This is a genomic window from Roseateles sp., from assembly GCF_044373315.1.
Taxonomy (GTDB): Bacteria; Pseudomonadota; Gammaproteobacteria; order Burkholderiales; family Burkholderiaceae_C; genus JACDQM01.
The window spans coordinates 1-9,961 of sequence record NZ_JBILQK010000109.1; the positions used below are offsets into that span (position 1 = coordinate 1).

Here is a 9,961-nt window from a genome sequence, read left to right on the forward strand (position 1 = left end):
GCGGCGCCGGGCGTGGTGACGACGCGCTTCTATGCGGTGGACGGCGATGCCGGCACGGTCAGCAGCTTCACTCCGCAGGGCTGGGTGGCCGGCAACATCCGCCGCGCCCATGGATTTGATCGCAGTGGCAAGCGCTTCGCGCTGCTCGACGCCCAGGGCACGCTGATCCTGAGCCAGCACCAGAACAAGACCTGGGCGCCGCTGGCCCGGGTGACGGGCGTCATCCCGAGCATGCCGACCGCCGCGCCCTGGCCGGCCATCGTGGCCAATGGCGCCAAGGATGAGCTCTACATCACCGACCCGCAGGCACGCCAGCTGGTGGTGGTGGACAGCGCCACCGGCGCCGTGAAATCGCGCCGCAACCTCGACTTTGTGCCGTCCGGCGTCGCCTGGCTGGGCATCACGCGCTGAGCGCTGTAACCACTGAAATCAAGCAAACATGAAGAACGCAATCTATTCCCTCGTCGCCACAGCCAGTTTGCTGTCGGGCGGCGCCGCGCTGGCGCAGGAACGAGCGCCGGCGCCCAAGCCGGCCGCCGGCTGGCAGTTCGGTGCGGTGCTCGACACCACCTACACAACCCGCGCGCTGGAGCTGGGCGCACGCGACAAGGGCCTGCAGCTGGGGCATAGCGACCTGAGCGTCAGCGGGCCGTTGGGAAAGCACCTGCGCGCCCAGGCGGTGGCCATGCTGGAGACACACGATGGCAAGCTGGAGAAGTCCATCGAGGAGTTCTGGCTGGAGACCGCCACGCTGCCAGCCGGCCTGCAGGCGCGCGCGGGCCGCTTCGCCTCGCAGATCGGCTATCTGAATCAGCAGCACTCGCATGCAGACGATTTCACCGAGCGTCCGCTGCTGTACCGCGCCTTTCTGGGCGGCCACTGGAACGACGACGGCCTGCGTCTGAACTGGACCGCGCCGACGCCCATCTACCTGATGCTGGGCGCCGAGGTCTTCCGCGGCAAGAAGCTGGTGGCCGATGCGGCCAATGATCCGGGGCGTGCCGGCGCCGCCACACTGGTGGCGAAGATGGGCGCGGACCTGAATCGTTCGCACAGCTGGCAGCTTGGCATCTCGCACCTGCGCAACCGCAGGGAAGCCGCGCTTGAAGACGCCCATGAGCATGAGGAAGGCGCCCACGAACATGAGCATCACCATCACCACCATGGCGCCCAGTTCACAGGCCGCAAGACATGGATGGTCGACGCCACCTGGAAGTGGGCACCCAACGGCAACAACCGTGATCAGCAGCTGCGATTGACCTTCGAGGCGGCGCAGATCAGCGGGCTGAACCGCTACGCCCGTTCCAGCGACAAGCAGGAGGCGAACGCGCTGGCCGCTGTGTGGCGCTTCAATCCCAGCTGGGAAGTCGGCGCGCGGGCGGACTGGCTGCGCGTGCGCATGCCGCACGGCGATCACTTCCACAGCGGCCTGCTGCGTGAGCGCAGCCTGATGCTGGCCTGGAAGCCCACACATATGCAGGCAGTGCGCCTGCAGTACTCAACCCAGCGCGACGCGGTTGAGTTCGAGAGCCCTGCCAAGCGCTCGGTGCAGCTGCAGTACGTGCTGGCCTTTGGAGCCCATGGTGCACACAGCTACTAAGCGGATCGGCCTGGCCCTGCTGTTTGGGGTGAGCCTGCAGGCCCAGGCGCAGACCCCCTTCACGGTCTTCGCCTGTGAGCCTGAGTGGGCCGCGCTGACCCGGGTGCTGCTGCCGACGGCCCGCCTGCATGTGGCCACGCATGCCAAGCAGGACCCGCACCATATCGAGGCCCGGCCAGCGCTGATCGCGCAGCTGCGCGCCAGCGATGCGGCCATCTGCAGCGGCGCGGCGCTGGAGAGCGGCTGGCTGCCGGTGCTGCAGCAGCGCGCCGGCAATGCCAAGGTCAGCAACAGCTCGGCAGCGATGTTCTTCGCGGCCGACCATGTCAGCCTGATCGACGCGCAGCCCGGCGTCATCGGCACGCCCTGGGCGGGCGATGTGCATGAGCAGGGCAATCCGCATTTCCACACCGACCCGCGCCGCATGCTGGAAGTTGCGCAGGCCTGGAGCGAGACGCTGCAGCAGCTGCAGCCCGCGCAGGCCGCTGCCATTGCGCAGCGCCATGCGGCCTTCCAGGTGCAGTGGCGCCAGCGCATCACCGAGTGGGAGCGCCGAGCCGCGCCGATCAAGGGCCAGCGGGTGGCTGCGCAGCACAGCAGCTTTGCCTATCTATGGCGCTGGCTGGGGGTGCAGCAGGGGGTGGATCTGGAACCCAAGCCCGGCATGGCGCCGACGCCGGTCCATCTTCAGCGTCTGCTGGAAACCCTGCGCGCCCAGCCGGCGGCTGCGGTGGTGATCAGCAGCTATCAGGACCCGCGGCCGGGGCGCTGGCTGTCCGGGCAGTTTGGCAGCAGCCTGCCGGTGCTCATCCTGCCCGCCACGGTCGAGGACGAGACGGCGTCGGATGCGCTGGGGCAGTGGATGGACCAGGTCGTGAACGCCCTGGTCGGCACGCTGGCCAAGAGCCGATGAACGCGGCGCTGCTCGACGCCTGGTTCCTCGCGCCGGCGCTGGCGCTGGTGTTCGGCCTGATCGCGCTGATGCCGCTGGGCCACCAGGTGCTGCTGCGCGGCGTGGTCTTCATCGACCTGGCGGTGGCGCAGGCAGCGGCGGCGGCCGCGCTGATGGCGGCGGCCTTCATCGACCACCCGGGCTGGCTGGGCACGCAGGGCAGTGCGATGGCCGGGGCGCTGGTCAGCGCGGCGCTGGTGGCCTGGCTGGCCCGGCAATGGCCGGCGCAACGCGAGGCCTTGATCGGCCTGGTCTATGTGGCGGCGGCCAGCCTGGCGCTGCTGGCCGCGCGGGCCGACCCGCATGGCCGCGAGCGCCTGTCGCAGTTGCTGGCCGCTGATGTGCTGTGGGCCGACTGGGCGCAGGTGGCCCTGCTGGCGGGCTGTGCCCTGGCTGTGCTGGCGCTGCGCCCGCTGCTGGCGCGCAATCGCTTCTTCTACGCGGCGTTCGCGTTGGTGGCCAGTCTCGTGGTGCCGGTGCTGGGCTTGTTTGTGGTCTTTGCCGCCTTGATCGCACCGGCCTTGTGGATGCGGGCCGGGCGACACTGGAGCCAGGCGCTGGCGGCCACGGGCACGGCCTGCGCTTCCGGCCTGCTGCTGTCCTGGCTGCTGGATGCGCCCAGCGGCGCCTGCGTGGCGCTGGCGCTGGCGCTGGCAGGTGGGCTGTCCGCGCTGCTGAAGCCGCGCTGATCAGCGCAGCGCCAGGTCCAGCACGGTGCCGGCAAACACCGCAAAGCCCAGCCAGTGGTTCTGGCGGAAGGCCTTGAAGCAGCCGTCGCGGCTGCGGTCCCTGATCAGCAGGTAGTGCCAGGCCACCTGCGCCAGCGCTGCCACTACGCCCAGCAGGAACCAGCGGCCCAGGCCCAGGCGCAGGCTCAGCCACGTCCAGCTGGCCAAGTAGACCAGGTAGAAGGCCATCACGGCGGCCACGTCGAAGCGGCCCAGCGTCAGGGCCGAGGTCTTGATGCCGATGCGGATGTCGTCATCGCGGTCCACCATCGCGTACTCGGTGTCATAGGCCAGCACCCAGAATAGATTGGCGAGCAGCAGCGCCCAGGCGGTCAGTGGCACGGCCGCATTGATGGCGGCCAGGCTCCATTCTGTGCCGCCCTGCGCGGCCGCGAAAGCCATCGGAATGCCGAAGGAAAAAGCCACGCCCAGCACCGCCTGCGGCATCGCCACCACGCGCTTGGCATAAGGGTAGAGGATGGCCACCGCCAGCGCGGCGAAGGACAGCAGGATGGTCGGCGCATTGGTCGAAAGCACCAGGCCGAAGGCCAGCAAGGCAAGACCTGCCCCCAGGCCCAGCGCTTCTTTGGCCGACACCGCGCCGCGCGTGACCGGGCGTTGGGCGGTGCGCTTCACATGCTTGTCGAACTCGCGGTCGGCCACATCGTTGACGCAGCAGCCGGCCGAGCGCATCAGGATGGTGCCCAACACGAAGACCGCCAGCAGATGCCAGCCCGGCCAGCCGTCGGAGGCGATCCACAGCGCCGACAAGGTGGGCCACAGCAGCAGCAGCCAGCCGGCGGGGCGGTCCCAGCGGATCAGGTCCAGGTAGAGCGAGAGGCGGGACGGAGGGGCGGAGGCGGGCGTCGTCATCATCACCGGGTGATTGTGGCAGGCGCGGGCCGGCTAGGATGGGCCGATGTCCCGACGAAAGCTGTACGTGCCTGCTGCCTTGCGATCCGCCGTTCTCCTGCTGGCGCTGGGCGCGCTGGCGTCACCTGTGCGGGCTGCCGAAACCGAAGCCGCCGCGCCCGCTCGGCCACAAGTGGCGGCGGACGGCTTGTCCGTCATCGACAGCGCGGCGCGGCTGGTGTGGGCGCGCTGTGTCGAGGGCATGCACTGGGATGGCAAGGCTTGCGTTGGTGAGGCGCAGCTGATGTCGCACGCCCAGGCCGTCGCGGTGGCCGCGCAGCGAGCCAAGGCCGAGGGTCAGGCCTGGCGGCTGCCGCGGGTGAACGAGCTGCGCCGGCTGGTCGATCGCCGGGCGCGCCCGGTCGGCCCTAATCCGGAGCTCTATCCGGGGGCCTTGCGCGACTGGCACTGGTCCGGCATGGCCAGCGTGCCCACCGGCACGGTCAACCCCTATGCCTATGGCAATGTGATGCAGGGGCGGACGCAGGAGAGCGGCAGCAGCGAGTCCTTCGTGACCGGCTGGGCGGTACATCTGGGCAATGGCGAGTCACGCAGCGATGTAGCCAAGGGCACGCGCCTGGCGGTGCGCCTGGTGCGGGGGCTCTGAGTCGCGTTAGTGCGCCGGCGGGCTGGTTGCTTCGTCCAGCACCAACGGAATCTGGATCTCGAAGCAGCTGCCGTGCCCAGGTTCTGAACGAACGCTGATGCGGCCGCCCAGCATCTTGCGGACCTGGTGCTCGACGATGCTCAGCCCCAGGCCGGTGCCGCCCTGGCCGGCACGCGTGGTGAAGAAGGGCTCGAACAGGTGCTCCAGCACCTCGGCGCTCATGCCGATGCCGTCGTCTTCGAAGCGCAGCATCAGCTGATCGCCGCTGCGCTCGGCGCTGATGCGCAGGCTGCCGGCCTGGCCGGGGCGGAAGGCATGCAGCATCGCGTTGTTGATCAGGTTGATCGCCACCTGGCTGAGCGGCCCGGGCCGGCTGTTCAGGACCAAGCCCGCCGGCACGTCCAGCAGCACCCGATGGGGCTGCCGACGCAGCGTGGGAGTCAAGGTTTGCAGGATCTCACCCAGCAGCTCGGCCAGGTCGAATTCCCTCTGCTGCTCGCTGGCCTGCTGGTTGGCGATGTCGCGGAAGCTCGACAGCAGCTCGTTGGCGCGCGCCAGATTGCGCAGGGTAAGGCCGCTGCCTTCGGCCATGGCGCTGATGCTGGCTTCCAGCTCGGAGCGCCGCATCGGGCTGCCGCCCAGGCGCGTCTGCAGGCCGTCTGCTTCGCTGTGCAGCGCCTCGGCGGCCACCTGCGCGTTGTTGAGAGGCGTGCTCAGTTCATGCGAGATGCTGGCCACCAGGGTGTTCAGCGTGGCCCGGCTTTCGCTGAGCGCCAGCTCGTCCTGCAGGGTCTGCAGGCGCTGCATCGCGGCTTCCAGCGCCTCGGTGCGCTGCTGCACGCGCAGCTCCAGGCTGGCGTTGAGCTCCTGGATGCGCTGATCGGTGGCGACTTTCTCGGTCACGTCGATGACCAGCGCGAACAGGCCCTGCACCTGGTCGCCGTCCAGCTGGGGGACCAGTTCGACGTCGATGATGCGGGTTTCCTGGGTCTGCGGATGGACGTTGATGCGCCGGTAGCGGCTGGTCTCGCCGGCCAGGCCGCGCTGCCAGGCAGGCATCAGCGAGTCCAGGGCGGCCTGCGGCACATAGCTGCTGATGTGGCGGCCGACCAGGTCTTCGGGGCGGACGCCGAACATCTCGGCATAGCGCTGGTTGCCGAAGCGTAACTGCGAGCGCGCGTCGAAGGAGGCCAGCCCGGCCGGCACATGGTCGATGATCATCTTCAGGTCCGCCTCGCTCTGTGCCAGCTTGGCATTGCGCTCCATCATCTGCCGCGACAGCGCCAGCCCGTGGTCGCGCTCGGCACGGAAGGTTTCATAGGCGCGCAGTGTCATGAAGGCGATGGCGATGAGCGCGAAGATGACGGTGCCGCCCACCACCAGCACCGAGGCGCGTGGCGTTGGCAGGTACAGGCCGCTCAGCTCGGCCGCGCCCAGGCCGAGCAGCATCAGCACCGTGACGCCGGTGATGCCGATCAGCCAGCGCCGGCCGAGGGTCCAACCGGTGGTCACGATCACAAAGGCGTAGATCAGCAGATTGGCGCTGTGGATGCCGCTGTAGTTCACCGCGCCGGTCGTGGCGATCAGCCAGATCCCCAGCAAGGCCACGCTGGCGCCCAGGCGCAGCGAGCGCTGCAGCAGCCAATAGCTGAAAAAGCTCAGTGCGGCGATGGCCACGGTCAGGCTGTGGCGCAGGCTCCAGCCCGGCGCGGCGATCTGCATGCCCACCAGCGTCACGGCGCAACCCATCAGGATGATCAGCAAGAGATAGCTGAAGCTGCGGCGGTAGGCATCAAGCTCGCCGTGGCTGACCTCGGAACTGGGACCTTTGTTCATGGCTTGGGACAGCAGGGAGGCCCCAACTTTAGCCCGGCGCAAGGCGGCGCAGCGCTGTGGCTTTCCCGCGGCGTATTGGCGCGTCTGGCCGCTGCTGGCGGCCTGTTCTTGCTCAGCCCGCGGCCAGGAAGCGCTCCACCAGCGCGAACTGCTCCGGCACGTTCAGCGCCGGGGCATGGCCGCAGTCGGCGATGGTCACTACCACCGCGGCGGGGCCGCGACTGCGCATGGCCTCGGCGGTCTCGGGCAGCAGCAGGTCGGAATCCGCGCCGCGCAGGCACAGCACCGGCAGGCTCAAGGTGTCCCACTCGGCCCAGCGCAGATAGTCGTTGGGGCGAGTGATGAACTGGCGCACCATGGCCGGGTCGTAGTGGGGCGTGACGCGGCCGTCCGGAAGGCGGCGCACCGAGGTCTCGGTCAGGCGCCGCCACTGCGCATCGCTCAGCCAGCCATAAGGCTTGTAGACGCTGCGGAAGTACTGTTCCAGCTCGCTGACGGAGTCGAACGCCGCCGGGCTGCCGGCATAGCTGCGGATGCGCTCCAGCGCAGGCGCAGCCAGCTCGGGGCCGTTGTCATTGAGCACCAGGCGGCGGATGCGGCCGCGCAGCGTGGTGGCCGCCGCGACGGTACCGATGGCGCCGCCCATCGAGGTGCCGACCCAGTGGAAGCTCTGCAGGCCCAGCTGGTCGACCAGGGCGGTGGCCTGGCGCACATAGAAATCCAGGCAGTACTCCTCGTCGGGCAGCGGGCTCCATTGGGAGAGGCCGCGGCCCAGCGTGTCGGGGCAGATCACGCGGTAGCGCTGCGACAGGTGCGCGGCCAGATCGTCCATGTCGCGGCTGGTGCGCGCCAGGCCGTGCCAGGCGATCACCACCTCGCTGTGTGCGCTGCCCCATTCGGTGTAGTGCAGCTCGCGGCCTTCGCAGCGCAGGTAGTGCGAACTGAAGTGGGACGAGCTCATCGGCGGGCCTCTTTCAGACGCTTGTTGTTCCTCAGCAAGGCGCCCAGGCGCAGGCGGCCTACGATGCCGGTGGGGAAGTGGTAGACCGAGAGCACGAACAGCACGCCCAGCCACAGCAGCCAGCGGTCCGGCGAGACCAGCTGCGACAGCACCGGGATGCCGGCCACGGCGCCTTCGCCCAGGCGCATCAGGTCCTGCAGATAGTTCTGCGCCAGCACGAACAGCGCGCTGCCGATCACCGCGCCGTAGATCGTGCCCATGCCGCCGATCACGACGATCAGCAGGATGTCCAGCATGATCTCGAAGGACATCGAGGTGTCCGGCCCGCTGTAGCGCAGCCACAGCGCCAGCAGCGCGCCAGCGCAGGTGGCGAACAGCGCGGCCAGCACATTGGAGAGCGTGCGGTAGACCACCGTGCGGTAGCCGATGGCCTCGGCGCGGAACTCGTTCTCGCGGATCGCTTGCAGCACGCGGCCGAAGGGCGAGTTGACGATGCGCAGCATCAAGAGCACCAGTGCCAGCACCGAGAAGAACAGCAGGTAGTAGCTGAGGAAGCGGCCGTCGATCATCGCGCCCAGGAAGGGCTCTTCCAGATATTCTGTGGCCGGTTGCAGCGCCTCGGGGACCTTGAAGGTCAGGCCGTCCTCGCCGCCGGTCAGCTCGGACAGCTGTGAGGCCAGCGTGACGAAGGCCGAGGCCACCGCCAGCGTGATCATCGCGAAGAAGATCGCCTTCACGCGCAGCGAGAACAGTCCTATCACCAGCGACAGCAGCAGCGACAGGCCCAGGGCCGCGGCCAGGCCCAGGCCCACTGCATCCCAGCCCGGCCCCATGCGGCTGGAGCTGATCGCGATGCCGTAGGCGCCTATGCCGAAGAACATGGTGTGCGCGAAGGAGACGATGCCGGTGTAGCCCAGTAGCAGGTCGTAGCTGGCCACCAGCACGATGAAGATCAGCACCTTGGCCGCGACGTTGAGCGCCTTGATGCCGGGGAAGATGAAGGGCGCCAGCGCCAGGCCGGCGACGGTGAGGATCAGCAGCAGGCTCAGCAGCTTGCTGCGCGGCAGATCGTGGGAGAGCAGGGCTTTCATGGACTGGGTCTCCCGGGCTTCAGCGCTGGGTCACGGGATAGAGGCCTTGCGGCCGCCACATCAGGATCGCCACCATCAGACCGATGTTGGAGAACAGCGCCACCTTAGGAACCAGGAAGCCGGTGTAGTTGGCCATCAGCCCCACCAGCAGCGCGCCGACCAGGCAGCCCAGCGTCGAACCCAGGCCGCCGATGATGATGACGATGAAGATCAGCACATTGACCTGCGCACCGATCAGCGGTGTGACGCCCTGCTGGTACAGGCCCCACATCACGCCGCCCAGGCCGGCCAGCGCCGAGCCGCCGACGAAGACCGCGACGAACAGGCGCTTGATGCGGTAGCCCAGGCTCTCGACCATCTCACGGTCCTGCACGCCGGCACGGATCAAGAGGCCCAGCTTGGTCTTGTTGAGTAGCCACAGCAGCGCCACCAGCACGGCCAGTCCGGTGCAGACGGCCACCAGGCGGAACTTCTCGATCGCCACATCGCCCAGCAGCAGAGAGCCGCGCAATCCTTCAGGTAGCGGCAGCGGCACCATCTGCGCGCCCCAGATTACCTTGATCAGCTCCTCGCCGATGATCATGCCGCCCATGGTGATGAGGATCTGCTTCAGGTGCAGGCCGTAGGCGGGGCGCACCAGCACGCGCTCGAACACCAGGCCCACCGCGCCGGCCACCGACATACCGACCACGGCGGCCACCGCCACCGCGAACAGATTGGCCAGCAGCAGCGGGCTCTCGGTGTAGCCGCTCATCGCGGCCAGCACGGTGGTGGTCATGAAGGCGCCCAAGGCGATGAAGACGCCGTGGCCGAAGTTCATCACGTCCATCAAGCCGAACACCAGGGTCAAGCCTGAGGCGATAATGAAGACGATCAGGCCCATCGCCAGCCCGGCCAGCGTCAGCGTGGCCCAGGTGCTGCTGCTGCCGATCAGCGGCCAGGCCAGCAGGGGCAGGGCGGCTAGCAGCAGCAGCGGGATGAAGTCGAACTGGGCCTTGGGGATGGCGGCAGCCGCGGCGGCGGTGCTGGAACTGGTAGAGCTGGTGCTTGCGGCGCTCATGGTCGGCCTCATTGATGCGCTGCCAGGCTCAGGCCCAGCAGGCGTTGTTGCAGCGCTTCGTCTTCGGCGAGTTCGCGCATGGGGCCGGCGTGCACGACGCGGCCGTCGTCCATCACCGCGACCTGGTCGCCGAGCGCTCTGGCCACCATGAAGTTCTGCTCGACCAGCAGGATGGTGGTCTGCTGCGCGCCCTTCTTCAGCTCGCTCAGCGCCT

The 9,961-nt window shown here is 68.6% G+C and carries 10 protein-coding genes and 1 pseudogene; 5 read left to right on the forward strand and 6 right to left on the reverse strand.

Annotated elements, in window-relative coordinates:
• From ACIQ67_RS17445 to ACIQ67_RS17460, 4 genes are all read left to right on the forward strand, one after another.
• Positions 1-411: hypothetical protein (locus tag ACIQ67_RS17445; protein ID WP_397535649.1), on the forward strand; the 411-nt coding region annotated here is incomplete at its 5' end.
• Between the two features lie 28 nt (positions 412-439).
• Positions 440-1,600: a hypothetical protein gene (locus ACIQ67_RS17450; RefSeq protein WP_397535650.1), complete on the forward strand. Its 1,161-nt coding sequence runs from the start codon at positions 440-442 to the stop codon at positions 1,598-1,600.
• Positions 1,581-2,513 carry a metal ABC transporter solute-binding protein, Zn/Mn family gene (locus ACIQ67_RS17455; protein WP_397535651.1) on the forward strand — a complete coding sequence of 311 codons (933 nt, stop codon included), beginning with the start codon at positions 1,581-1,583 and terminating at the stop codon, positions 2,511-2,513. The genes ACIQ67_RS17450 and ACIQ67_RS17455 overlap by 20 nt, the downstream gene beginning before the upstream one ends.
• Positions 2,510-3,241 carry a metal ABC transporter permease gene (locus ACIQ67_RS17460; RefSeq protein WP_397535652.1) on the forward strand — a complete coding sequence of 244 codons (732 nt, stop codon included), beginning with the start codon at positions 2,510-2,512 and terminating at the stop codon, positions 3,239-3,241. Before ACIQ67_RS17455 ends, ACIQ67_RS17460 begins: the two co-directional genes overlap by 4 nt.
• On the opposite strand, the gene ubiA is transcribed toward ACIQ67_RS17460, so the two are convergent.
• Positions 3,242-4,156, reverse strand: coding sequence for a 4-hydroxybenzoate octaprenyltransferase (gene ubiA / locus ACIQ67_RS17465; protein ID WP_397535653.1), 915 nt, complete (start codon positions 4,154-4,156; stop codon positions 3,242-3,244).
• A gap of 43 nt (positions 4,157-4,199) precedes the next feature.
• On the opposite strand from ubiA, the gene ACIQ67_RS17470 reads away from it, so the two are divergent.
• A complete protein-coding gene (locus ACIQ67_RS17470) occupies positions 4,200-4,799 on the forward strand; it encodes a DUF1566 domain-containing protein (protein WP_397535654.1) in 600 nt (199 codons plus the stop codon).
• A gap of 6 nt (positions 4,800-4,805) precedes the next feature.
• Here the strand turns inward: ACIQ67_RS17470 and ACIQ67_RS17475 are convergent, their stop codons facing one another.
• The 5 genes and pseudogenes from ACIQ67_RS17475 to ACIQ67_RS17495 form a co-directional block, all read right to left on the reverse strand.
• On the reverse strand, positions 4,806-6,635 hold the full coding sequence (locus ACIQ67_RS17475) for an ATP-binding protein (RefSeq protein WP_397535655.1): 1,830 nt from the start codon (positions 6,633-6,635) through the stop codon (positions 4,806-4,808).
• Positions 6,636-6,747: 112 nt separating this feature from the next.
• Positions 6,748-7,596: an alpha/beta fold hydrolase gene (locus ACIQ67_RS17480; protein ID WP_397535656.1), complete on the reverse strand. Its 849-nt coding sequence runs from the start codon at positions 7,594-7,596 to the stop codon at positions 6,748-6,750.
• Positions 7,593-8,687, reverse strand: a complete 1,095-nt coding sequence (locus ACIQ67_RS17485) for a branched-chain amino acid ABC transporter permease (RefSeq protein WP_397535657.1) — start codon at positions 8,685-8,687, stop codon at positions 7,593-7,595. Before ACIQ67_RS17485 ends, ACIQ67_RS17480 begins: the two co-directional genes overlap by 4 nt.
• A gap of 19 nt (positions 8,688-8,706) precedes the next feature.
• Positions 8,707-9,747, reverse strand: a complete 1,041-nt coding sequence (locus ACIQ67_RS17490) for a branched-chain amino acid ABC transporter permease (protein ID WP_397535658.1) — start codon at positions 9,745-9,747, stop codon at positions 8,707-8,709.
• A gap of 8 nt (positions 9,748-9,755) precedes the next feature.
• Positions 9,756-9,961 (reverse strand): annotated as a pseudogene (locus ACIQ67_RS17495) (ABC transporter ATP-binding protein); the annotation flags it as partial.